The sequence below is a fragment of the Pseudomonas sp. PSE14 genome, assembly GCF_029203285.1.
Classification (GTDB): Bacteria; Pseudomonadota; Gammaproteobacteria; order Pseudomonadales; family Pseudomonadaceae; genus Pseudomonas.
The window spans coordinates 208,793-230,493 of sequence record NZ_CP115669.1 but is presented as its reverse complement, the minus strand read 5'-3'; the positions used below and the strand labels follow the sequence as shown (position 1 = coordinate 230,493).

General features: G+C 66.4%; 20 protein-coding genes and 1 pseudogene. 6 read left to right on the top strand and 15 right to left on the bottom strand.

The genetic code is table 11. The features are described 5' to 3' along the window. Positions 1-52: 52 nt before the first annotated feature. Positions 53-406 (top strand): NADH:ubiquinone oxidoreductase, encoded by a 354-nt coding sequence (locus O6P39_RS01050; RefSeq protein WP_275609644.1) that lies wholly within the window; start codon positions 53-55, stop codon positions 404-406. 167 nt (positions 407-573) lie between these two features. On the opposite strand, the gene zigA is transcribed toward O6P39_RS01050, so the two are convergent. Together zigA and dksA are read right to left on the bottom strand one after the other, a co-directional pair. Further along, positions 574-1,776 carry a zinc metallochaperone GTPase ZigA gene (zigA, locus tag O6P39_RS01045; RefSeq protein WP_275609643.1) on the bottom strand — a complete coding sequence of 401 codons (1,203 nt, stop codon included), beginning with the start codon at positions 1,774-1,776 and terminating at the stop codon, positions 574-576. A gap of 29 nt (positions 1,777-1,805) precedes the next feature. Further along, positions 1,806-2,210: an RNA polymerase-binding protein DksA gene (gene dksA / locus O6P39_RS01040; RefSeq protein ID WP_275609642.1), complete on the bottom strand. Its 405-nt coding sequence runs from the start codon at positions 2,208-2,210 to the stop codon at positions 1,806-1,808. A 111-nt stretch (positions 2,211-2,321) separates the two neighbouring features. Here dksA and O6P39_RS01035 point away from each other — a divergent pair, with 111 nt between their 5' ends. Both O6P39_RS01035 and folE2 read left to right on the top strand, forming a co-directional pair. Beyond that, positions 2,322-2,723 carry a hypothetical protein gene (locus O6P39_RS01035; protein ID WP_275609641.1) on the top strand — a complete coding sequence of 134 codons (402 nt, stop codon included), beginning with the start codon at positions 2,322-2,324 and terminating at the stop codon, positions 2,721-2,723. A gap of 69 nt (positions 2,724-2,792) precedes the next feature. Continuing rightward, a complete protein-coding gene (gene folE2 / locus O6P39_RS01030; RefSeq protein ID WP_275609640.1) occupies positions 2,793-3,680 on the top strand; it encodes a GTP cyclohydrolase FolE2 in 888 nt (295 codons plus the stop codon). Here folE2 and O6P39_RS01025 read toward each other — a convergent pair. Both O6P39_RS01025 and cfaB read right to left on the bottom strand, forming a co-directional pair. Next, the gene (locus O6P39_RS01025) at positions 3,677-4,147 is read right to left on the bottom strand and encodes a GNAT family N-acetyltransferase (protein ID WP_275609639.1); all 471 of its coding nucleotides are present in this window, start codon (positions 4,145-4,147) and stop codon (positions 3,677-3,679) included. The two genes, folE2 and O6P39_RS01025, sit on opposite strands and share 4 nt — an antisense overlap. Positions 4,148-4,286: 139 nt before the next feature. Then, positions 4,287-5,471 carry a C17 cyclopropane fatty acid synthase CfaB gene (cfaB, locus tag O6P39_RS01020; RefSeq protein ID WP_275609638.1) on the bottom strand — a complete coding sequence of 395 codons (1,185 nt, stop codon included), beginning with the start codon at positions 5,469-5,471 and terminating at the stop codon, positions 4,287-4,289. Positions 5,472-5,877: 406 nt separating this feature from the next. On the opposite strand from cfaB, the gene O6P39_RS01015 reads away from it, so the two are divergent. Beyond that, the gene (locus O6P39_RS01015) at positions 5,878-7,296 is read left to right on the top strand and encodes an MDR family MFS transporter (protein WP_275612052.1); all 1,419 of its coding nucleotides are present in this window, start codon (positions 5,878-5,880) and stop codon (positions 7,294-7,296) included. A 21-nt stretch (positions 7,297-7,317) separates the two neighbouring features. On the opposite strand, the gene O6P39_RS01010 is transcribed toward O6P39_RS01015, so the two are convergent. Then, positions 7,318-8,625, bottom strand: a complete 1,308-nt coding sequence (locus O6P39_RS01010) for an MFS family transporter (protein WP_275609637.1) — start codon at positions 8,623-8,625, stop codon at positions 7,318-7,320. 514 nt (positions 8,626-9,139) lie between these two features. On the opposite strand from O6P39_RS01010, the pseudogene O6P39_RS01005 reads away from it, so the two are divergent. Beyond that, a pseudogene (locus O6P39_RS01005) lies at positions 9,140-9,373 on the top strand (lipid-A-disaccharide synthase N-terminal domain-containing protein); the annotation flags it as partial. A 150-nt stretch (positions 9,374-9,523) separates the two neighbouring features. Next, positions 9,524-9,841 (top strand): lipid-A-disaccharide synthase N-terminal domain-containing protein, encoded by a 318-nt coding sequence (locus O6P39_RS01000; protein ID WP_275612051.1) that lies wholly within the window; start codon positions 9,524-9,526, stop codon positions 9,839-9,841. Positions 9,842-9,910: 69 nt separating this feature from the next. Here O6P39_RS01000 and O6P39_RS00995 read toward each other — a convergent pair whose 3' ends face one another. The 10 genes from O6P39_RS00995 to O6P39_RS00950 all read right to left on the bottom strand — a co-directional run bounded on the left by O6P39_RS00995 (position 9,911) and on the right by O6P39_RS00950 (position 21,687). Next, positions 9,911-10,882 (bottom strand): SdiA-regulated domain-containing protein, encoded by a 972-nt coding sequence (locus O6P39_RS00995; RefSeq protein ID WP_275609636.1) that lies wholly within the window; start codon positions 10,880-10,882, stop codon positions 9,911-9,913. Positions 10,883-10,908: 26 nt separating this feature from the next. Continuing rightward, positions 10,909-12,504 carry a glycosyltransferase family 39 protein gene (locus tag O6P39_RS00990; RefSeq protein ID WP_275609635.1) on the bottom strand — a complete coding sequence of 532 codons (1,596 nt, stop codon included), beginning with the start codon at positions 12,502-12,504 and terminating at the stop codon, positions 10,909-10,911. A gap of 3 nt (positions 12,505-12,507) precedes the next feature. After that, entirely contained in the window at positions 12,508-13,248 is a 741-nt protein-coding gene (locus O6P39_RS00985) for a glycosyltransferase family 2 protein (protein WP_275609634.1), read from the bottom strand. Positions 13,249-13,272: 24 nt separating this feature from the next. Further along, positions 13,273-14,274 (bottom strand): NAD-dependent epimerase, encoded by a 1,002-nt coding sequence (locus tag O6P39_RS00980; protein ID WP_275609633.1) that lies wholly within the window; start codon positions 14,272-14,274, stop codon positions 13,273-13,275. A gap of 349 nt (positions 14,275-14,623) precedes the next feature. Further along, positions 14,624-16,459 carry a glutamine--fructose-6-phosphate transaminase (isomerizing) gene (glmS, locus tag O6P39_RS00975; RefSeq protein ID WP_275609632.1) on the bottom strand — a complete coding sequence of 612 codons (1,836 nt, stop codon included), beginning with the start codon at positions 16,457-16,459 and terminating at the stop codon, positions 14,624-14,626. Between the two features lie 16 nt (positions 16,460-16,475). Next, complete coding sequence (locus O6P39_RS00970; RefSeq protein WP_275609631.1) at positions 16,476-17,246, bottom strand: DeoR family transcriptional regulator; 771 nt, start codon at positions 17,244-17,246, stop codon at positions 16,476-16,478. Between the two features lie 244 nt (positions 17,247-17,490). After that, a complete protein-coding gene (locus O6P39_RS00965; RefSeq protein WP_275609630.1) occupies positions 17,491-19,392 on the bottom strand; it encodes a diguanylate cyclase in 1,902 nt (633 codons plus the stop codon). Beyond that, a complete protein-coding gene (locus tag O6P39_RS00960) occupies positions 19,389-20,261 on the bottom strand; it encodes an endonuclease/exonuclease/phosphatase family protein (protein WP_275609629.1) in 873 nt (290 codons plus the stop codon). The genes O6P39_RS00965 and O6P39_RS00960 overlap by 4 nt, the downstream gene beginning before the upstream one ends. Before the next feature lie 10 nt (positions 20,262-20,271). Next, positions 20,272-20,913 (bottom strand): thiol:disulfide interchange protein DsbA/DsbL, encoded by a 642-nt coding sequence (locus O6P39_RS00955; protein ID WP_275609628.1) that lies wholly within the window; start codon positions 20,911-20,913, stop codon positions 20,272-20,274. A 168-nt stretch (positions 20,914-21,081) separates the two neighbouring features. Continuing rightward, positions 21,082-21,687 carry a c-type cytochrome gene (locus O6P39_RS00950; RefSeq protein ID WP_275609627.1) on the bottom strand — a complete coding sequence of 202 codons (606 nt, stop codon included), beginning with the start codon at positions 21,685-21,687 and terminating at the stop codon, positions 21,082-21,084. Positions 21,688-21,701 lie beyond the last annotated feature (14 nt).

The following is a 21,701-nucleotide window of genomic DNA, read 5'->3' as shown; positions in this document are numbered from 1 at the left end:
CGTCGGGAAAAGCGCTAGAGTCGCGGCTTCTTATCGCACCCCCGGACCGACCATGCGCCAGCTCCTGCCCTTCGCCCTCGCCTGCCTGCCGCTGCTCGCCCACGGCGAAGCCTGCGTCGTGCACAGCCAGGGCGCCAACCTCGACGTGAAGGTCTGCCAGCAGAACCGCAGCATTCCCGAAAAGCTGTTCCGCGACGGGTTCTGCCAGCCGCAGCTCAAGGACCAGAAGGTCCAGGTCACCTACGCTGATAGCTGCCCGAGCGGCGCCTTCGGCGTCTGCGAGAACGCCCAGGTGCAGGGCATGCCCTACCGCCAGGACATCCATTACTACGGGGTGGCCAGCGACGCGCGCATCCTCCAGCCGTTCTGCGAAGGCCAGAGCCACGGCCAGTGGCGCAAGCCCTGAGGCACGGTCATCGGCCTGTCATACGTCTCAGGCTTACTGTCGCTGGGTACCTCACACCCTCTCGGCACCCCACGCCGAACATGATCTTGGTGAATCGGGTCGCCATCCCCTGGCGGCCCTTTTTTTTTTGCCTGTCCGTCCGGCCCGGCCTACCCCGTGCGGAAGCCTCAGGCTTCAGCGGTCCAGGGCTCGAAAGGATCGGGCAGACGTTTCCAGGCGGACGTGCCGGCAGCCATCTCGGCGTCGTTCAGCAGGCAGCGATCCAACTCCGCGCAAAGGCGGCCGACGTCCAGGTCCTGGCCGATGAACACCAGTTCCTGGCGGCAGTCGCCGCTGTCGGCGTCCCAATGCTTGAGCACGGCCTGCAGCTCGGTGGTGTCCTGCGGCCAGTCCTCGCGCGGCACGAACCGCCACCAGCGTCCGGCCAGACCATGGCGCAGCAGGCCGCCGGCCTGGGACCAACTGCCTGCCTCACGGTAACGACTGGCCAGCCAGAAAAAGCCCTTGGAGCGCAGCAGGCGGCCATTGCTCCAGGGCTGCGCCAGGAAGTCGTGGAAGCGTTGCGGATGGAAGGGCCGGCGCGCGCGGTAGACGGTGGAGGCGATGCCGTAGGCCTCGGTCTCCGGCAGGTGCTCGCCGCGCAGCTCCTTGAGCCAGCCGGGCGCGCGGGCGGCACGCTGGAAGTCGAAGCGGCCGGTGTCGAGGATACGCGCCAACGGCACCTGGCCCATCACCATGGGCTGGATGTAGGCGTCCGGATTGAGCCTGCGCAGGATCGCCAGCAGCTCGTCGCGCTCGGCATTGCTGATCAGGTCGATCTTGCTCACCAGGATCACGTCGGCGAACTCCACCTGTTCCACCAGCAGGTCGCTGAGCGAGCGCTCGTCATCCTCGCCGAGGGTTTCGCCGCGCTCGGCGAGGCTGTCGGCGCCCTGGTAGTCGGTGAGGAAGTTCAGCCCGTCGACCACCGTGACCAGCGTATCCAGTCGCGCCAGGTCGGACAGGCTGCGGCCCTGCTCGTCGCGGAAGGTGAAGGTTTCGGCCACCGGCAACGGCTCGGAGATGCCGGTGGATTCGATCAGCAGGTAGTCGAAGCGGCCTTCGCCGGCGAGGCGGCTGACCTCTTCCAGCAGGTCTTCGCGCAGGGTGCAGCAGATGCAGCCGTTGCTCATCTCCACCAGGCGCTCCTGCCCGCGCTTGAGGCTGACATCGCGCTGGACCTCGCGACCGTCGATGTTGATTTCGCTCATGTCGTTGACGATCACCGCGACCCTGAGCTGCTCGCGGTTCTTCAGCACATGGTTGAGCAGGGTGCTCTTGCCGGCGCCGAGGAAGCCGGACAGGACGGTGACGGGGAGTGGCTTGTTCATGGGGCTGTTCACGGGTGGGCTCCAGAAAATCAGGCTTCGCGGACGTGTAGTTCGCGCCGTTCCTGGCGCTCCTTGGCCTCGACGCAGAGCGAGGCGGTGGGGCGCAGCAGCAGGCGGCGCAGGCCGATCGGCTCGCCGGTCTCCTCGCACCAGCCGTAGTCGCCCCGGGCCAGGCGCTCCAGCGCCTGGTCGATCTTGTCCAGCAGCTTCTTCTCGCGCTCCAGCACGCGCAGTTGCCACTGGCGCGCTTCCTCGCGGCTGGCGATGTCGGCGTCGTCGCTGGGCCGTTCGCCGTCCTGCAGGGCGTGGAATTCCTCGTCGATGCGCCCCTGCAACTCGCCGCGCTGGTTCAGCAGCAGGTCGCGGAAGTAGCCCAGTTGTGCCTCGCTCATGTAGGCCTCGCCGGGCTGGGCGAGCAGTTCCTGTTCGGTCATGGCCGTCTCCGGATCGGAGGTGATCTTTTATGTTATATTATAACAATGCAAGATCGACAAGCGGTCGCCGACGTGCGATACCAATGCCCTCACCGATGCTGCGGATACCCGATGCTGCGCCGCGCCCTGCTGTTCTGCCTGTTCGCTCCGTTCGCCCATGCCAGCGGACAGTCGCCACTGCCCTTCCCCGGCGAGGCACCGGCACGCTGTGCCTGGTCGGCACAGGTTCTGGCCTGCATGACCGATGCGGGCGATCTCTACAGCGTCGCCACCCTGGGCCACGACACCTACCTGCGCGGCTTCGAGGCAGCCAGCGGCAGGCGCTGGGCACAGACCGGCACGCGCTACGGCAGCCTGACGTTCTTCAGCGGCGTCGCCAGCGACGGACAGGTGTGGATCGGCACCAGCCGGGGTATCGGCTGGACCAACATCAGCCGCTTCAGCAGTTCCTCCGGCGACAGCACCCGCCTGACCTGCGGGCGGGTCAGCGGTTGCAAGCAGCAGGCACGTTGAAGGAATCCGTTGCGGAAATGCTGCCAGGCAAATACGTTATATTATAACAATTTCCGACGATGACCGCCCATGACCGCCTTCCTTCCCGATATCGCTTGCCAGCCCACGCACCTGCCTGTCCCGCTCCACTGGGTCGGCATGCAGGGCATCGCCGTGCCACTGCAGATCGCCGGCGAGCGCGTCGCCGCCTTCGCCGACGCGGGCGTCAGCCTCGACGACGCCGAGGCGCGCGGCATCCACATGTCGCGCTTGTACCTGGCGCTGGAGGTGCTGGCCGAGGCGGAGCTGTCGCCCGCCCTGCTGCGTGAAACGCTGGGGCAATTCCTCATGAGCCATGCGCAGCTTTCCTGCCAGGCCAGCCTGGCACTGCGCTTCGAGCTGATGCTGCGCCGCCCCGCCCTGGTCAGTCCACTACGCGGCTGGAAGCGCTATGCCTGCGAAATCCACGCGCAACTGGAGGGCGACGAGCTGGCGCTGGCGCTGCACCTGTCGCTGCCCTACTCCTCCACCTGCCCCTGCTCCGCGGCGCTCGCCCGCCAGTTGATCCAGCAGCGCTTCGACGCCGACTTCGCCGGCAGGGCCCTGCAGGCCGAGGAAGTCCGCGCCTGGCTCGGCAGTCCGCAGGGCATCGTCGCCACCCCACACAGCCAACGCAGCGAAGCGCAATTGCGACTGCGGCTCGCCCCGGAGGCGACGGCCTTTCCGTTCAATGAACTGATCGACCACGCCGAAACGGCCCTCGGCACCGCCGTGCAGACCGCGGTGAAGCGCGCCGACGAGCAGGCCTTCGCCCTGGCCAACGGGCAGAACCTGATGTTCTGCGAGGACGCCGCCCGCCGGCTGCACGAGGCTCTGGTGCAACGGGAAGAGGTATCGGGCTTCGAGGTGCGCGTGGTGCATGCGGAAAGCCTGCATGCCCACGACGCGGTGGCGGTGAGCCGCTGGGCGCGCCCTTAGAGCACCATATCCAGGCGCACTCGGTCCCGGCAGCGGATGCCGTTTTCGATAATGGGTTCCGGGTAGTTCAGCGAGAAGTAATCGTGCTCCACGCTGGCGATGCGAAAGCCCATGCGCTGGTACAGGCCGAGTTGCGTCAGGCTGGAATTGCCGGTGGCGATGTCCAGGCGCAGGGCACCGATGGCGCGCGCTGCGTCGATCGCGGCAGTCAGCAGGCGACGAGCCAGGCCGCGACCCTGCCACTCCTCCTCCACCGCGAGGTTGGTGATTTCGACGACGCCCCAACTGCGTGCCGTCAACGTCAGTACGCCGCGCACCGACTCGCCGTCGCGGAGCGCCAGCACCCGGGATTGCGGCAGGTAGCGCTCGATCTGCGCTCGGCAGGGGTCGGCCAGCAGCAGGAGAGGCCACGGCGCCTGGCCCGGAGTGAGTTCGACGAGGGACAATTCAGGAAAGAAAGACACCATGGTTCCGAAGAGGCGAGCCAAAGGGAGGCGACGGTTTACCCTCTGCCAGCCCCCGATGCAAGCATTACGACATCATCTTTGGTCGTGGTTCGGACGAACCAGGCCCGCAAGCCGGGCCCGGTATCGTCCGTGGAACACCTCAGGCGTAGATGTCGCCGCGACTCCACGGCACCTCGTGGCTGCCATCAGCGTGCGGCCTGCTGGCGAGGATCTGGTGCAGGTTGATCCAACCCTTCTTGAAGCCGTAGGCACAGCCGGCCAGGTACAGGCGCCAGATGCGCAGGGCCTGCTCGGGCACCATCTTCGCCGCTTCAGCCAGCTTCGCTTCGAGGCTCGCGCTCCAGAAGTCCAGGGTGCGCGCGTAATGCAGGCGCAGGCCTTCGACGTCGACCACCTCCAGTCCGGCCTCGCTCATGCGGGCAACGGCCAGCGACAGGTGCGGCAGCTCACCGTGGGGGAAGACGTAGCGGTCGATGAAATCGCCGGCGCCACGGCCCACCGGACGCCCATCGGTGTTGCTGGAAGTGATGCCATGGTTCATCACCAGCCCGCCCGGGCGCACCGCATCGAACAGGTGCTGGAAGTAGATACCCAGGTTGGCGTGGCCGACGTGCTCGAACATGCCGACGCTGACCACCTTGTCGAAACGGCCGTCGCGCGGCAGGTCGCGGTAGTCCCGTAGCTCCAGGGTCACCTTGCCTTCCAGGCCCTCGGCCTTGACCCGCTCACGGCCAAGCTTGAGCTGCTCCTCGCTCAGGGTGATGCCGTGCACCAGGACGCCGAATTCCTTCGCCGCCAGGCGCGCCAGCCCACCCCAGCCGCAGCCGACATCCAGCAGCGTCTCGCCAGGCTTCAGGCGCAGCTTGCGGCACAGGTGCCGCAGCTTGGCCAATTGCGCGGTGGCCAGGTTTTCGCGGCCGGTCTCGAAGTAGGCGCAGGAATACACCATCTCCGGGTCCAGCCAGAGCTGGTAGAACGCGTTGGAGAGGTCGTAGTGGTAGTGGATCGCCTCGGCGTCGGTGGCCTTGTCGTGGCTTTCGCGCACGTAGTCACCCGCGTCGTCATCACCGCCCAGGGCTGCGCTCAGGGCATCCCCCATGGCGATCACCTCGCCGATCGGGCCTTCGATGTCCATGCGCTTTTCGACGTAGGCGCGGCCCAGCACATCGAGGCTGGGCTGGGTGATCTCGGTCAGCAGCGTCGGGTCACGCACGACGAGAGTTACCTGCGGGTCCGGCCCCAGGTCGAAGGCCTGGGCCTCGCCGATGCGTATGCGCAGCGGCAACTGCAGGGACAGCAACTCAGAGGGCAGATTGGCTTTCATGCATACCTCCTGGTCACAGGGCTGAAGAACTATAGACCAGTTACTCCATAGTCTGTCCCTATGGCCTGGCCCGCAAAAGACTATCGGGCACCCATGCAGCGGTGCGTCTACCGGGTTCTTTGCAGTGGATTGCGCCCCCGGCGGGGGCGTTCCAAAAAGAACGTATGCAACGATAGTTCGCTACGCAAGCGTAGCAGCGCCGCCGCGATACTTCGTTTCCAGTCCTCAGATAGAGCCTTTCCCAGCCGGTAACGATGATGCCGGCATGACCGGCCATTCCTTCATTGGACTACACTGTCGCCCCCTCCGTGCGCATTCCGACCGGAGGACCTCTGTAGTGAAGGGGGCCACCTTGAATACCTTCTCCGCACCGCGTCCGGCGGTCCGCACCGTTCTGGTGGGGCTGATGCTGGCGATCTTCCTCGGTGCGCTGGACCAGACCATCGTCGCCGTGTCGCTGCCGGCGATCTCCGCCGGCTTCGGCGACTTCGACCTGCTCGCCTGGGTCATCTCCGGCTACATGGTGGCGATGACCATCTCCATGCCGATCTACGGCAAGCTCGGTGACCTCTACGGGCGGCGCGTGCTGATGCTGTTCGCCATCGCCCTGTTCACCGCCGCCTCGGCGCTCTGCGGCGCGGCGCAGAGCATGGAACAGTTGGTGCTCGCCCGCGTGCTGCAGGGCATTGGCGCCGGCGGCATGATGTCGGTGAGCCAGGCGATCATCGGTGACATCGTCCCGCCCCGTGAACGCGGCCGCTACCAGGGCTATTTCAGCAGCATGTACGCCATCGCCAGCATCGCGGGTCCCGTGCTCGGCGGCCTGCTGACGGAGTACCTGTCCTGGCGCTGGGTGTTCCTGATCAACCTGCCGGTGGGCCTGGTCGCCCTCGCCGTCTCGCGGCGCACCCTGCGCGGTCTGCCGGTACCGGGGCGGCAGCCGGTGATCGATTACCTGGGCACCGCGCTGATGATCGCCGGCCTGGGCAGCCTGCTGCTGGCGATCACCGAGGTCGGCCAGGGCGCGCGCTGGAACGATCCGCAGATGCTCGGGCTGTTCGCCGCCGCGCTGGTACTGATCGCGCTGTTCGTGCTGCAGGAGCGCCGGGCGCCGGAACCGCTGGTTCCGATGCACCTGTTCCGCATCCGCGCGGCGACGCTGAGCTGGCTGATCAGTTTCTTCGCCAGCTTCCAGGTCATCTCGCTATCGGTACTGGTGCCCTTGCGCTTCCAGTCGGTCACCGGCGCCGGCGCGGACAGCGCGGCGCTGCACCTGCTGCCCCTGGCCATGGGTGTGCCGCTGGGCGCTTACTGCTGCGGGCGGCTGACGGCGATCCTCGGCCGCTACAAGCCGCAGATCGTCGCCGGCGCGCTGTTGACGCCCTGCGCCATCGCCGGCCTGGCGCTGGCGCCGCCGGACGCCTACCTGCTCTCGGGCCTGTGCATGCTGCTGACCGGCACCGCCGCCGGCACCCAGTTCCCCACCAGCCTGGTGGCGGCGCAGAGCGCCGTGGACGGCCGCTACCTGGGCGTGGCCACCAGCAACATCACGCTGTTCCGTTCCCTGGGCGGCGCGGTGGGCATCGCGCTGATGTCGGCCCTGCTGCTGGCGATGCTGCAACCGCTTGCGGGCGACGCCGGCCACGGCCTGTCGGCCAGCGCCCTGCTCGACAGCCTGAGTGGCGCCGGCCATGAGCCCCAGCGGCAGACACTGGACCGGGTGTTCAGCCACCTGTTCCTGATCAATGCCGGCTTCGGCGCCCTGACGCTGCTGATCGCCCTGGCGCTGCCCGATCATGCATTGCGTGGCCGGGGCAGCGACTGAAGCGCCGGGCGCAGGGCAAGGTCAGTCCTCGTCGTTGAGGTAGCTGACCTTGCGCAGGTCCGGCAGCAGCAGGCAGACCACCAGCGCCACGCCGCACATGATCGAGACGTAGATATAGAAGTACTCCTCGACGCCAAGGTTCTTCAGGCCCAGGGCGACGTATTCCGCCGAGCCACCGAAGATGGCGTTGCCCACCGCATAGGACAGGCCCACGCCCAGGGCACGGATCTGCGGCGGGAACATCTCCGCCTTGATCAGGCCGCTGATGGAGGTGTACAGGCTGACGATGGCCATGGCCGCGATGATCAGCACGAAGGCCAGGTAGGGGCTGCTCACCGCCTTGAGCGCGGAGAGGATCGGCCAGGTGAAGATCATCCCCAGGAGGCCGAACCAGAGCATCGAGGTCTTGCGCCCGATGCGGTCGGACAACGCGCCGAACAACGGCTGCATGCACATGTAGACGAACAGGGCGAAGGTCATCACGCCGCTGGCCACCTTGGGGTCCATGCCGGCGGTGTTCACCAGGTATTTCTGCATGTAGGTGGTGAAGGTGTAGAAGATCAGCGAACCGCCGGCGGTGAAACCCAGCACGGTGAAGAAGGCGCGCTTGTGGTGGGCGAACAGTTCGGTGAGGGTGCCGGACTCCTTGCGCTGGAGGTTGGATTCCTTGGCCGTCTCGCTCAGCGAACGGCGCAGGTAGAAGGCGATCACCGCGGTGATGGCGCCGACCACGAAGGGAATCCGCCAGCCCCATTCCTTCAGCTCGTCGGTGGTGAGCAACTGCTGCAGGACCACTACCACCAATACCGCCAGCAACTGCCCGCCGATCAGGGTGACGTACTGGAAGGAGGCGAAGAAGCCGCGCTGGCCCTTGAGCGCTACCTCGCTCATGTAGGTGGCGCTGGTGCCGTACTCGCCCCCCACCGAAAGGCCCTGGAACAGTCGCGCGAGCAGCAGCAAGGCGGGCGCGGCGACGCCGATGCTGGCGTAGGTCGGCATCACGGCAATCGCCAGCGAGCCGCCGCACATCATCAGCACCGAGATCATCATTGCGGTCTTGCGGCCCTTCTTGTCGGCGATGCGGCCGAACATCCAGCCGCCGATGGGGCGCATCAGGAAGCCGGCGGCGAACACCCCGGCGGTGTTGAGCAGTTGCACCGTCGGGTCGTCCGATGGGAAGAAGGCGTGGGCGAAGTACAAGGCAGTGAAGGCGTAGACGTAAAAGTCGAACCACTCCACCAGGTTGCCCGAGGAGGCGCCAACGATGGCGAGGATGCGCGTACGGCGCTCATGGGCGGAGTACTGCGGCGCGGAGGCAGGTGCGTTCATGGGGCTTCTCTGATTGGGTTGAACAGCGTCCCGGATCTTTGGGCGGAGGTCCCTGGCCGCCCCGTATCAGCCCTATCGCCGCCTGGTCCGGGCGATCTGACGCTGACACAATCAGAAACAGTATAGACACCTCCGATAGCCGGCTAACGAATTGCGCGGCATTGCCTCGCGCTTTTGGTTCGAATATCGGACAGGCCCAACGGGCGTTTGTCGTTTTCGATTGACCGGCCAGTGGCCAGCTTCTATCGTTGGCCCGCCTTGCGCCCTTCGGGAGACTTGTCAGGTACCCCTCGGAGGGTCGGGGTCCGACCTTGTCCACAAGACAAGGTCGATTTCCATTCCCCTCGTGTTGCGGCTCCTGCCGCCTGGCCTCGGTGCCCCGTCCACACCCCCGGACGTGCAGGCACCGGGGGAATGTTGATCTCCCCCCTTCCCTCGCCACCGCTCAGCCCTATCGCTCGACCATTCGTCGCCGACATTTAAGAGACATCTGCCCCGTGTATACTGCCGGGCAGTGCTACAGGCCGCGAAAGACGCGGCTTTCGTCGATTCGACCGAGGGGCTCTGCTTGAACGCAGCCAATCCATTGTGGTTTGCCATCGGACTGGCCGCGCAGGCGGCTTTTTCTGCCCGTTTCCTGGTCCAGTGGGTGCTGTCCGAACGCGCCCGCAAGAGCCTGATGCCGGTGCACTTCTGGTACTTCAGCTGTGCCGGCGCGGTGCTGCTGCTGGCCTATGCCACCCACCAGCGGGACCTGGTGATCTGCCTGGGGCAACTCGCGGGCCTGGCGATCTACCTGCGCAACCTGGAATTGGATCGTCGCCACGGCGGCGGCCGGGCGCTGTTCTTCGCCTGGCCCTGGCTGACCTGGTCGGCGGTGGCCATCGCGCTGGGCTGGATGTCCAAGCCCGAACCGATCATCCATGCCATCACCGGCGCCGATCCGTTCTGGACCACCCTCGGCATGGTCGGCCAGGTGCTCTTCACCGGGCGTTTCGTGCTGCAGCTATGGTATTCCGAGCGCGCCGGGCGGCCGGTCAACCCCATCTACTTCTGGTACCTGTCGATGGCCGGCAGCGTGCTGCTGTTCAGCTACGCTGTGGCGCAGCGCGACCCGGTCATCATCCTCGGCCAGTCCTTCGGCATCGTGGTCTACCTGCGCAACCTGGCGCTGATCCGGCGCCAGGCCGAGGGCGCCAGCGCGCAGAGTCAGTGAGCCTTCGGGGACCCTGAAGCAGTTTCGCTGAATGAAGGAGTCGCCCCAGGGGCAGCCGAAGCGGCCCCCTCAGCGCTGCTTCTCGAAGCGGTAGAAGAGGTTCGGCTCGCTGCCCACGTAGAGATTGCCGTCAGCGTCCATGGTCATCCCCTCGGCCTGGGGCGCCGCGTGTTTCAGGTCGCCAAAGCCGCCGAGCGAGCGGAAGCTGACCAGCTTGCCCTGCCCGTCCAACTCCATGATCAGCTTCGACTCCTCGCTGAGCACCAGCAGGTGGCCGCTCTTGCGGTCGTAGTGGAGGTCGGAGATATCGGTGCCGAACACACTGCGCTTCACCCAGGCGGTGTGGTCGATCACCTTGAGCTGCAGCTTGCCGGCGAGGCTCGCGCGAACCCCGGTGACTTCGTAGATCTGCCGCGGACCGCGTTCCTTACCGATGAACAGGCGGTCGTGGTCCGGGTCGTAGGTCAGCCCTTCGAAACCCTTGTTGTGCACGCTCGGGTTGATCTCCAGGGCGAACGATTGCGCATCGCGGGCGTCGATGCCCTGGCCGGGCTGCTCCGGCAGCGTGAAGAAGTCGATCTGCTGAAAGTTTTCATCGGACACCGCCACCAGGCCGCCGCCCAGGTAGGCCACCCCTTCGACGTCCTGGAAACCGGTCATGGGATACTGCGCCAGCAGCTCCCCGGTCTTGCTCAGCACCGCCAGCTTCATGGCACCGGCGTTGGTCACGGCGATCAGGCGATCATGGTCGAAGTCGTAGCTCAGGGCGGACAGGTCGGACTCGATGCCCTTCACCGGCTGCGCATCGATCACCACCTTGTAGTCGGGCAGCCAGACGCTGCGCCCGGCCCACTCCGAAGCGTGCAGCTGGCTGCTGAGGTAGAAGTAGGCCTGTTGCGGCCAGTGCTTCATGAGCAGCAGCGTCACGCCCGGCACCAGCAGCACCAGTGTCAGAGCCAGCCACAGCAAGGTGCGCCGGTCGAAACGACGGCGCAGGGGGTGCAGCTGCATGACATCCACGCTGTTGGCGGCTCTGTTCACGTTCAGACTCCCAGGAAAGTGGAAACTCAGAAGTACGGCTGCTTCCAGGCGAAGCGGTAGGCCGGGGCGGAAGCGTCGTCGGCGCACTGGCCGTTGTCGGCATCGGCGCCCACCAGGAACCAGTGCTCCTCGTAGTCCCCCTTCACTTCGCGGGCGCGCTCGCGGCGGAAGCAACGGTCGAGGCCCTCGGCGGAGACCATGGCCAGCGCCTGCGGATGGCCGCGCAACCAGGTCAGCGCCTTGTTCAATGGGTCCGGGGTATCCAGGCCGAAGTGCACCAGCGGCTGACGGGCGTAGAGCCAGTGGCCCTCGCGCCAGTTGGTCAGCACCAGCTCGGCGCCGCCGCTCAGGCGTGCCACCTCCGCCATCAGCGGACGGCGGTCGTCGCCGGGGTCGCGCAGCGGCTCGATGAAGCCACGGGCAAACCAGGCGGCGAACCAGAACAGCGCGATGACCAGGAAGACCTTGCGCGCCCTCGGCCGCTCGGCGAACCAGCGGCGCAGCAGCCAGGGCACCAGCGGCGCCATGGCCAGCACCAGGGCGGGGAGCGCAGGGAAGATGTAGAGCTTGCGTTTGCCGGTGCTCAGGCTGAAGAACAGCAGCACCAGCGCCACCCAGCCGAGCAGCACCAGCAGGCGGCCGTCATGGCGGGCCAGCTGTCGGCGCCAGGCCGGCACCATCCACGGCAGGGCCAGCACAAGCGGCAGCCAGTACTGCGGAATGACCTTGGCAAAGAAGTACCAGAACGGTTCCTGGTGCTGCCAGGCGCTGGCGTAACGCTTGGCGGTCTGGTGCAGGAGGATGTCGTCGAGGTAGGCGCGGCCATCGGCGCTACCGCTCAGCAGAACGTGCAGCACCACCGGCACCAGCCACAGTGCGATGGCCCCCAGCGCCACCAGCAGGCCCAGCCACCAGGCGCGCGCCTGGCTGGGTATGCGCACCACACCGGGCCAGCCCTTGCGCGCCGCATAGGCGTAGGGAATCAGCATCAGCGCCGGGAGGAAGCCCACGCCCTTGCTGATGATGCCCAGGCCCATCGCCGCACACGCCAGGTAGAACCAGCGCCACGCCGGACCGAGCAGCAGGTGGCGGCACAGGCCATAGATGCCGAGGCTGATCCACAGGCAAAGGAAACCGTCGATGCCGCCATCGCGCAGCACCGAATAGGTCTGGTAGGTGGCCAGGAACAGCAGCCCGGCGATGACGCCGATGCGGCGATTCCACAGGCGACGGCCCAGGTCGTAGAGGCAGGCGGTGGCCACCAGACCGGAACCGAAAGCCGGCAGGAACAGCGCCAGGTTCGGCGTCACTCCCAGGCGAACCAGCAGCGCCACCAGCCACATGAACAGCGGCGGCTTGTCCGGATAGATTTCCGCGGCGCGGTGGGGAATCAGCCAGTCACCGTTCTGCAGCATTTCCAGGGCGACGCCGAGGAAGCGCTCCTCATCGACGTTGCCCGGCTGGCGCAGCCCCAGGCCGGCCCCCAGCAACAGGGCCGCCAGCGCCAGCAGCAGCCAGGGCCGCTCGGCGCAACGCCACAACCAGGAATGCTGCGTTCCGGGCCCGACACGCAGGGGGGCCAGGCTGGAAAGGGGGTTGCCCGGCTCGCCCTGGTTCGCCATGGATCAGCGTCCCAGTTCGCGGGGAACGGCATCCAGGCGGGTGCGCCGGATCAGCCACCAGACGCCGAACAGATCCAGGATGCCCACCAGCGCGCGGTCCAGGTTGCCGTACTTGGACACCCCGGCGTTGCGCGGCCGGTGGTTCACCGGGTGCACACGCATGGCGCCCTGGTGGCGCTGGATCAGCGCCGGAATGAAGCGGTGCATGTGATCGAAGTACGGCAAGCGCAGGAAGGCTTCGCGCTCGATCAGCTTGAGCCCGCAGCCGGTGTCGGGCGTGTGGTCGTTGAGCAGGCGGCCGCGCAGGCGGTTGGCGAAGCGCGAGGCCCAGCGCTTGCTGGCACTGTCCTGGCGCTTCACACGGTGTCCGGCGATCAGCTTGAGATCCGCCGGGCAGTCGGCGGCGCGAACCATGGCGAGCATCCCGGGGATATCCGCCGGGTCGTTCTGCCCGTCGCCGTCCAGGGTCGCCAGCCATTGGCCACGGGCAGCTTCGGCGGCGTGGTAGATGGACGTGCTCTGGCCCAGCGAGCGCTCGTGGGTCAGCACCCGCAGCTCGGCGTAACCACTCCGCTGCAGGCTCTGCAGCACGGCACGGGTCGCGTCGGTACTGCCGTCGTCAACCACTATGACTTCAAAGGTCTCGCCGGCCAGCGCCTGGCGGACCTCCTCAAGGAGCCCGGGAAGGTTCTCGGCTTCATTCTTCGCCGGAATCAGCACCGACACGTAAGGGCTGTTGGACATGCTTGGACTCTTACTCCGTGGCCTTCACGCCGCACCGGCGCAGGACTCTTCAACCGCGTAGAACTCGCGGTACCAATGAACGAATCGCTCGACCCCGCTCTGCAGCGAAGTCGCCGGGCGGAAGCCGGTGCGCTGTGCGAGCGCCTCGACGTCGGCCCAGGTCTGCAGCACATCACCGGGCTGCAGCGGCAGATAGTTGCGAACGGCCCGGCGGCCCAGCGCGTGCTCCACGCACTCCACCATGTCGAGCAGGCGCACCGGCTCGCCACGGCCGATGTTGTAGAGCGCCACCGGCGCCTCGCCGCGCTCGCCCGGCTGGGGCGGGCAATCCTGGATGCGCACCACGCCCTCCACCACATCGTCGATGTAGGTGAAGTCGCGGGACATCTCGCCGTTGTTGTAGATATCGATGGGGCGGCCTTCGAGGATCGCCCGGGTGAACTTAAACAGCGCCATGTCCGGACGCCCCCAGGGGCCGTACACGGTGAAGAAGCGCAGGCCGGTGAGCGGCAGCCGGTAAAGGTGCGCGTAGGTGTGCGCCATCAGCTCGTTGGCGCGCTTGGTCGCGGCGTACAGCGACACGGGCTGGTCCACCGCCGCGTCAGTGCTGAACGGCATGCTGCTGTTCATGCCATACACCGAGCTGCTGGAGGCATACACCAGGTGGCCGACCTGCGAATGGCGGCAGCCTTCGAGCAGGTTGACGAAGCCGGTCAGGTTGGCGTCGGCGTATGCCTGTGGGTTTTCCAGCGAATAGCGCACCCCGGCCTGGGCGGCCAGGTGGATCACCCGCTCGAAGCGCTCGCGCTGGAACAGCGCGGCCAGGGCCGGCGCATCGGCAATGTCCAGGCGCTCGAAGCGGAAGTTGCGCTCCTGGCGCAGCAAGGCCAGGCGCGCCTCTTTGAGCTCGACGCTGTAGTAGTCGTTGAGGTTGTCGATGCCGACCACGTCGTGGCCGTCGCGGCACAGCCGCTGCGCAGTGTGGAAGCCGATGAAACCGGCAGCGCCGGTGACCAGGAACTTCATGGATGTCGACCCCAGCGGGAAGCGAGGGCGGAAACATCCCGTGTCAGCACGAACGCTTCGATCGTCATGGGTCGCCCGAGCCAGTGTGTTGTTGGTGACCGGCCATGGCCGGTTCCTGGTCTTGTAAGTCCGGAGCCGCAATGGCCTCGGCTACGCAGTTCGCCCGTTACGGACGCTGCGCAAAGGCTGACTTATCGTCTTGGCAGGAGCGCGAAGAATTCGTGAAGGTTTTGTAGGGAAATTGTGACGGCTTTACGGCGCAAACGCCTACACATCAGAAGCGGGAGAAGGAAGGACAGAGGGCCGACGCAACGCGCCGGCCCTCGGAGACCACCCGACGGTGACCGGTTTATTCCACGGTCACGGACTTGGCGAGGTTGCGCGGCTGGTCGACGTCGGTGCCCTTGAGCACGGCGACGTAGTAGGACAGCAGCTGCAGTGGCACGGTGTAGAGGATCGGCGCCAGGCAATCATGAATCGCCGGCATGCCCACCACGTGGGTGCCCGCGCCATTGGCGATGCCGCTGCCGCCCTCGGCGAAGACCACCAGCTCGCCACCACGGGCGCGCACTTCCTGCAGGTTGGACTTGAGCTTTTCCAGCAGCTCGTTGTTCGGCGCCACGGTGACCACCGGCATGTCGGCGTCCACCAGGGCCAACGGGCCGTGCTTGAGCTCACCGGCCGGGTAGGCTTCGGCGTGGATGTAGGAGATTTCCTTGAGCTTCAGCGCGCCTTCCATCGCCACCGGATACTGCGCGCCACGGCCCAGGAACAGGGTGTGGTGCTTCTCGGCGAACAGTTCGCTGACCTTCTCCACCACCCTCTCCATCGCCAGGGCTTCTTCCAGGCGGGTCGGCAGGCGGCGCAGCTCGGCCACCAGCTCGGCCTCGACGCCCTCGCCCAGACGCTTCTGCACCTGGCCGATGCCCAGGGTCAGCAGCAGCAGCGCCACCAGCTGGGTGGTGAAGGCCTTGGTCGAGGCGACACCGATTTCCGGGCCGGCGTTGGTCAGCAGGGTCATGTCCGATTCGCGCACCAGCGAGCTGGTGGCGACGTTGCAGATCGAGAGGCTCGAGAGGAAACCCAGCTCCTTGGCATAACGCAGCGCGGCCAGGGTGTCGGCGGTCTCGCCGGACTGGGAGATGGTGACGAACAGCGAATCCGGGTGCACCGCCACCTTGCGGTAGCGGAACTCGCTGGCGACCTCGACCTGGCAGGGAATGCCGACCAGGCTTTCCAGCCAGTACCGGGCAACCATGCCCGCGTGGTAGCTGGTGCCGCAGGCGACGATCTGCACGTTGCGCACCTTGGCCAGCAGTTCGCGGGCCTGCGGACCGAAGTTATCCACCAGCACCTGCTCGGTGCCCAGGCGACCTTCCAGGGTGCGCTGCACCACGGACGGCTGCTCGTGGATTTCCTTGAGCATGAAGTGGCGGTACTCGCCCTTGTCGGCGGCCTCGGCGCCTTCGTGGTAACGCACGGCCTCGCGCTGCACCGGATTGCCCTTCACGTCCCAGAGCTGCACGCTGTCGCGGCGGATTTCGGCGATATCGCCTTCTTCCAGGTAGATGAAGCGGTCAGTGACCTGGCGCAGGGCCAACTGGTCGGAAGCCAGGAAGTTTTCGCCGTGACCCAAGCCGACTACCAGCGGGCTGCCGCTACGTGCGGCAAGGATGCGGTCCGGTTGCTTGGCGCTGATCACCGCCAGGCCGTAGGCGCCGTGCAGCTCCTTTACGGTCGCCTTGAGTGCCACGGTAAGGTCGCCCATCTCGCTCAGGCGCAGGTGCAGCAGGTGGACGATGACCTCGGTATCGGTCTGCGAGGTGAACACGTAACCGCGCGCCTTGAGCATCTCGCGCAGGGCTTCGTGGTTCTCGATGATGCCGTTGTGCACCACCGCCAGCTCGCCGTGGGAGAAATGCGGGTGGGCGTTGGCCTCGGTAGGCGCGCCGTGGGTGGCCCAGCGGGTATGAGCGATGCCCAGGCGGCCGAGCAGCGGCTGCTCCTCGATGGCCTGCTCCAGGCTGGACACCTTGCCGGCGCGGCGGCGGCGATCCAGCGCGCCGGAGCCATCGACTACGGCCACCCCGGCACTGTCGTAGCCACGGTATTCGAGGCGCTTGAGGCCCTCGACGAGGATCGGGGTCACGTTACGTTCGGCGATGGCGCCTACGATTCCACACATGGGATGGCTCTCCTTTTCAGTCTTCGCAGCGCGCGCGGATCACTTTCACGCCACGCGCCTGGATCAGTTCGAACGCTTCGTCACTCAGGCGTTCGTCGGTAATCAGGATCTGGACGCTGCTCCAGGGCAGTTCCAGGTTGGGGATGCGCCGGCCCAGCTTGTCGGACTCGGCCATCACGATCACTTCGCGGGCGACCTCGGCCATGACCCGGCTCAACCCCAGCAGTTCGTTGAACGTGGTGGTGCCGCGCTCCAGGTCCAGGCCGGTGGCGCCGATGAACAACTGGTCGAAATCGTAGGAGCGCAGCACCTGCTCGGCCACCTGGCCCTGGAAGGACTCGGAGTGCGGGTCCCAGGTTCCGCCGGTCATCAACAGTACCGGCTCGCGCTCCAGCTCACGCAGGGCGTTGGCCACGCTCAGGGAGTTGGTCATCACCACCAGCCCCGGCTTGCGCCCAAGCTCAGGGATCAGCGCCGCTGTGGTGCTGCCGCTGTCGATGATGATTCGTGCGTGCTCGCGGATGCAGGAGGCCGCCGCACGGGCGATGGCCTGCTTGTAGCGCGACAGCGGCTGGCTTGGCTCACCGATCAGCTCATGGGGCATCGGCACCGCGCCGCCGTATCGGCGCAGCAACAGGCCGTTGCCTTCCAGGGCGGCGAGGTCCTTGCGGATGGTCACCTCGGAGGTGGCGAAACGGCGGGCGAGATCGTCCACGCTGACCTCGCCCTGCTCGGCGAGCAGCGCCAGGATGTCGTGGCGGCGTTGTGGCGTGTTGCGTTTCGACATGAATACTTAAGTTTCGATTCGAAAGATAATTGCGCGAATCAAAACCCAAGAACTTTCGTTCGTCAAGATTTTATGGCGTGAACGGAAGTTTTTTCTGTAGGGCGTACAACCGTTAGCGGTTGTACGCCGCTACACCTCCACCCCATAGCCGGCGCCAGGGCTGAACCCGGAGCACCCTGTAGCCAAGGTCAAGCGGCGTATAACACATAGCGTTATACGCCCTACGGGAACATCGAGCGGAGGCTCAGTCGACTTCCAGTCGATTGCGCCCGCCACGCTTGGCGCGGTACAGCGCCTGGTCGGCACGCTCGAAGACCGCATCGCTGCGCTCGTCGGTACGGAAGGCCGTCAGACCGGCCGAACAGGTGATGACCAGACGCTCGCCCTTGAAGTGGAACGGGCAGGCTTCCACCGCGCCACGCAGTTGGTCAAGCAGCCGCTGGCCGCCCTCCAGGGGCGTCGCGGGCAGCAGCACGACGAACTCCTCGCCGCCGTAGCGGGCGATGAAATCGGTCTTGCGCAGGCGCTTGGAAAGCTCCGAGGCGATGATCTTCAGCACCTTGTCACCGGCCAGATGGCCGAAGTCGTCATTGATGCGCTTGAAGTGGTCCACGTCCAGGACCGCCAGCAGCAGGTCACCGCCGGACCGCTCCCAACGGGCCACTTCCTGCTCCAGGCGCTCGATCAGGGCGGCGCGGTTGGGCAGGCCGGTGAGCGCGTCGGTCATGGCCTTCTGACGCTGGTCCTCGATATTGGCCTTGAAGGTCCGCGCCTCCTCTTCCATGCTCGCGACCCGCGTCATCAGTGACTGGATGCGCTCACCCACTTCGCGCTCGCGGGCTTCGCGCTCCTCGCGGAACTGGTCCATGGTGCCGACCAGGCCCTGCAGGCGGCGTTCCACGTGGCGCTTGAGGCTCTCGAGGTCAGTGGCTTCCAGCACGCTGTCCTTCAGGCCGCTGACGTGCTCGCGCAACGTGTCGTCCAGGGCACGGGCGCTGGAGCTTGCGCCGGCATGGTTGTCGTGTACGGCCTGCAGTCCGTCGAGGAAGACGCCCAGGCGCTCATTGAGCTGGTACAGGTAGCCTTCGAACTCGCGCTGGCCGCTGTCGTTGAGCGAGAGCACCAGCACCGCCAGGTCATCCAGCACCGGCACCAGTTCGTACCAGTTCAGGCTGCCGTGAATGCGGGTGCGCAGGGCATCGGCCTGGGGCTGGTGGGTGATCGGCAGGTGCATCTCGTCCAGCAGATGCAGCAGGCTGGCTTCGATATGCGGCGCGACCGCGCTGTAGCCCGGCTCCGGGCGCGGTGGCAGGGCGTATGGGTCGGCCGCTTCGGCTGGCTCGCCGAACAGGCCGGGAGGCAATGGCAGGCTGTCGAGCAGGGCAGGTCCCGGCGCCACGCCTGGAGAAACGGCCGGCGCTTCGGCAGCCACCGTGGTAGCTGTCACCACGGCCGGCTCAGCAATGGGCTCGGCCGCTACAGGCTCGGGCTGGGGTGCAGGTGCCGGCGATTCAACCTGAGCTGCCTCTGGCTCACCCTGCGCCGCCGCTTCGACCACAGATGCTTCGGCCATAGCGGCAGTGGCCACCTGAAACTCCTCCGGCGCATCGGCGGCAGCCTCGCGCCCACCGAACAGGCGTTGCAGCAGGCCAGGGCGTTGCTCATTGTCGGCGCCGTTGAAGTGTTCCAGTACGCGGCGCTGCAGGCCACTCAGTTCGGTAAGCAGGGCCGGCAGCTCGCGGGAGCTGCTGGCGCGCGCGGCGATGTCCCTGGCGAAATGCTTGAGCGGCTTGCGCACGTCCCCCGGCAGCTCCAGCGCCAGTAGTTGCTGGGCGAGTTGGGAGAGCGCCGCGATGTTCTGCTCGATGCGCTGCTGGCGGCGCTGCTCGGAATCGAGCACCGCGCGTTCCAGTTGCGGGATCAGGCGAGCCAGGCCGGCGTCCATTTCGTCGCGGCGCAGGACCTCGCGCAGCTCCTTCATGCAGGCGTCCACCGCTTTGTCGCTGCCTTCCGCCGCCAGGCTGCTGCGCACCAGGCCTCGGCGCAGCAGGTCGACGCGGGCGTTCCAGCGCCGCTCGAGCTTTTCCTGTTGCTCGAGGTTGTCGAGGTACTTCTGTTTCCAGCGCGGTTCGGCTTCGCGACTCATTCAATGGCCTCGCCGCGCAAGGCGAGCGACGAGGAGGTGCGCAAGGCATCCGGCAAGCGGATTTCCACGGCCACCGGCAGGTGGTCGGAAATCGGTTGCGGCAGGACGCTGACGCGCTCCAGCGCCAGCTCGGAACTGAGCAGGATATGGTCCAGGCAGCGCTGCGGGCGCCAGCTGGGGAAGGTGGCTTCCACTTGCGGCGCGATCAGCCCGAGGTCGCGCAGGGGCGAGCTTTCCAGCAGGTCGGCGGCGTGGGTGTTCATGTCGCCCATCAGCACCTGGTGGCGATAGCCCTGCAGCAGCTCGCGGATGTAGGCGAGCTGGCGGGTACGGGTTCGCGCGCCCAGGGCCAGGTGCATCATCACCACCGCGAGGGCGTCCTCGCCTTCGCCGAAGCGCATGAGGATCGCGCCGCGTCCGGGCGGGCCGGGCAGCGGATGGTCTTCCAGGGCGGTGGGCTGCAGACGGCTGAGCAAGCCGTTGCTGTGCTGGGCGATGCGCCCGAGATTGCGGTTGAGTTGCTGGTACCAGTAGGGAAAGGCACCGAGCTGGGCCAGGTGTTCGACCTGGTTGATGTTGCCGGAGCGGATGCTGCCGCCGTCGGCCTCCTGCAACGCCACCAGATCATAGTCGGCAAGCAGCTCGCCAATGCGTTGCAGGTTGCTCGCCCGTCCCGCGGTCGGCAGCAGGTGCTGCCAGCCGCGGGTCAGGTAGTGCCGGTAACGCTCGGTGCTGATACCGACCTGGATGTTGAAGCTGAGCAGGCGGAGCCGGCCGTCATCGGGCAAGCCCGAAGCGCTCCCGTGGATGGGATTCACCCTCGGGACACAGACCCCCGCGACACGATCTCGAGTCCGCCGGCGCAGCATCGCCAGCTCCTTACTGAGCGGCCTTGGCGGTGGTGCGTTCCTTGGCGATCAGCTGGTCAGCCAGCTCCAGGGCGGCTTCCGGGCTGCCGGCCGAACCGATGTCGAAGCGGTACTTGCCGTTGACGACCATGGTCGGTACGCCGCTGATCTGGTACGCCATCGCCAGTTTCTTGGCCTTCTCGATCTGGCCCTTGATGGCGAAGGAGTTGTAGGTGCTGAGGAACTTGTCCTTGTCCAGGCCCTGCTCAGCCACGAAGGCGGCCATTTCTTCCGGGGTGGTCAGGCTCTTGGGGTTGTTGTGCAGCTTTTCGAAGATCGCATGGTGGACCTTCTGCTCCACGCCCATGGATTCCAGGGTCAGGAACAGCTGGCCATGGATGTTCCACAGGCCGCCGAACATAGCGGGGATGCGTACGAAATGCACGTCGGCCGGCAGCTTCTCGACCCACGGATTGATGGTCGGCTCGAAGGCATAGCAGTGCGGGCAACCGTACCAGAACAGCTCCACCACCTCGATCTTGCCCGGCTGGGACACAGGCACGGCCTGGCTCAGCTCGGTGTAGTTCTTGCCAGCCTCGAACTCGGTGGCATTCGCGTTGAAGGCGAACAGACCGGCAACGGCAAGCGCGGCGGTGAAAATCAGGTTACGCATGGTTCACTCCTTGGCTGAGCGGATCCGCCTCGCTCGGGCGCGGCGGGATGAAGCGGTTTTGACCTGGGGCGCCAGGTGCGGTTCCAGCATTGTAGTGGCGGCGGATGCGAAAAAGGGCGGCCGAAGCCACCCTTTTTTCATTCCAGCGATTTCCGCCCGGCGCGCGGCTTAGTGCAGGCCTTCGATGTAGCTGGAGATCGCGGCGATGTCCTTGTTGGACAGCTTGGCGGCGATGCTGCGCATGATCATGGCATCGCCGTCGTTGGTGCGATCGCCTTCGCGGAAGGCGGTCAGTTGCTTGGCGGTGTAGGCCGAGTGCTGGCCACCCAGGTGCGGGAAGCCGGCTTCGGCGTTGCCCAGGCCACTGGGGTTGTGGCAACCGGTGCAGGCCGGCATGCCTTCGTTGAGCTTGCCGCCGCGGAACAGGGCTTCACCCTGGGCGACCAGCTTCGGATCGGCCATGCCGATGCTCATGTTCTGGCTGGAGAAGTAGGCGGCGATGTCGGCCAGGTCCTGGTCGCTCAGGTTGGTCAGCAGGCCGGTCATTTCCAGCACGGTGCGGCGGCCTTCCTTGATGTCGTGCATCTGCTTGAGCAGGTAACGCTCACCCTGGCCGGCCAGTTTCGGGAAGTTCGGCGCCATGCTGTTGCCATCGGCGCCATGGCAGGCACCACATACAGCAGCTTTCGCCTGACCGGCCTTGGCATCGCCAGCGGCGTGCGCTACGCCGGTAAGGCCCAGGGTCAACAGCAGACTCACGATCAATTTGTTCATCAGCTAATCCAATA

What these genes read in the sequence shown, in the direction of transcription:
- O6P39_RS01050 (WP_275609644.1), top strand. Translation starts at nt 53, where the DNA reads ATGCGCCAGCTCCTGCCCTTCGCCCTCGCCTGCCTGCCGCTGCTCGCC.
- zigA (WP_275609643.1), bottom strand. Translation starts at nt 1,776, where the DNA reads ATGAACAAGCCACTCCCCGTCACCGTCCTGTCCGGCTTCCTCGGCGCC.
- dksA (WP_275609642.1), bottom strand. Translation starts at nt 2,210, where the DNA reads ATGACCGAACAGGAACTGCTCGCCCAGCCCGGCGAGGCCTACATGAGC.
- O6P39_RS01035 (WP_275609641.1), top strand. Translation starts at nt 2,322, where the DNA reads ATGCTGCGCCGCGCCCTGCTGTTCTGCCTGTTCGCTCCGTTCGCCCAT.
- folE2 (WP_275609640.1), top strand. Translation starts at nt 2,793, where the DNA reads ATGACCGCCTTCCTTCCCGATATCGCTTGCCAGCCCACGCACCTGCCT.
- O6P39_RS01025 (WP_275609639.1), bottom strand. Translation starts at nt 4,147, where the DNA reads ATGGTGTCTTTCTTTCCTGAATTGTCCCTCGTCGAACTCACTCCGGGC.
- cfaB (WP_275609638.1), bottom strand. Translation starts at nt 5,471, where the DNA reads ATGAAAGCCAATCTGCCCTCTGAGTTGCTGTCCCTGCAGTTGCCGCTG.
- O6P39_RS01015 (WP_275612052.1), top strand. Translation starts at nt 5,878, where the DNA reads ATGCTGGCGATCTTCCTCGGTGCGCTGGACCAGACCATCGTCGCCGTG.
- O6P39_RS01010 (WP_275609637.1), bottom strand. Translation starts at nt 8,625, where the DNA reads ATGAACGCACCTGCCTCCGCGCCGCAGTACTCCGCCCATGAGCGCCGT.
- O6P39_RS01000 (WP_275612051.1), top strand. Translation starts at nt 9,524, where the DNA reads ATGTCCAAGCCCGAACCGATCATCCATGCCATCACCGGCGCCGATCCG.
- O6P39_RS00990 (WP_275609635.1), bottom strand. Translation starts at nt 12,504, where the DNA reads ATGGCGAACCAGGGCGAGCCGGGCAACCCCCTTTCCAGCCTGGCCCCC.
- O6P39_RS00985 (WP_275609634.1), bottom strand. Translation starts at nt 13,248, where the DNA reads ATGTCCAACAGCCCTTACGTGTCGGTGCTGATTCCGGCGAAGAATGAA.
- O6P39_RS00980 (WP_275609633.1), bottom strand. Translation starts at nt 14,274, where the DNA reads ATGAAGTTCCTGGTCACCGGCGCTGCCGGTTTCATCGGCTTCCACACT.
- glmS (WP_275609632.1), bottom strand. Translation starts at nt 16,459, where the DNA reads ATGTGTGGAATCGTAGGCGCCATCGCCGAACGTAACGTGACCCCGATC.
- O6P39_RS00970 (WP_275609631.1), bottom strand. Translation starts at nt 17,246, where the DNA reads ATGTCGAAACGCAACACGCCACAACGCCGCCACGACATCCTGGCGCTG.
- O6P39_RS00965 (WP_275609630.1), bottom strand. Translation starts at nt 19,392, where the DNA reads ATGAGTCGCGAAGCCGAACCGCGCTGGAAACAGAAGTACCTCGACAAC.
- O6P39_RS00960 (WP_275609629.1), bottom strand. Translation starts at nt 20,261, where the DNA reads ATGCTGCGCCGGCGGACTCGAGATCGTGTCGCGGGGGTCTGTGTCCCG.
- O6P39_RS00955 (WP_275609628.1), bottom strand. Translation starts at nt 20,913, where the DNA reads ATGCGTAACCTGATTTTCACCGCCGCGCTTGCCGTTGCCGGTCTGTTC.
- O6P39_RS00950 (WP_275609627.1), bottom strand. Translation starts at nt 21,687, where the DNA reads ATGAACAAATTGATCGTGAGTCTGCTGTTGACCCTGGGCCTTACCGGC.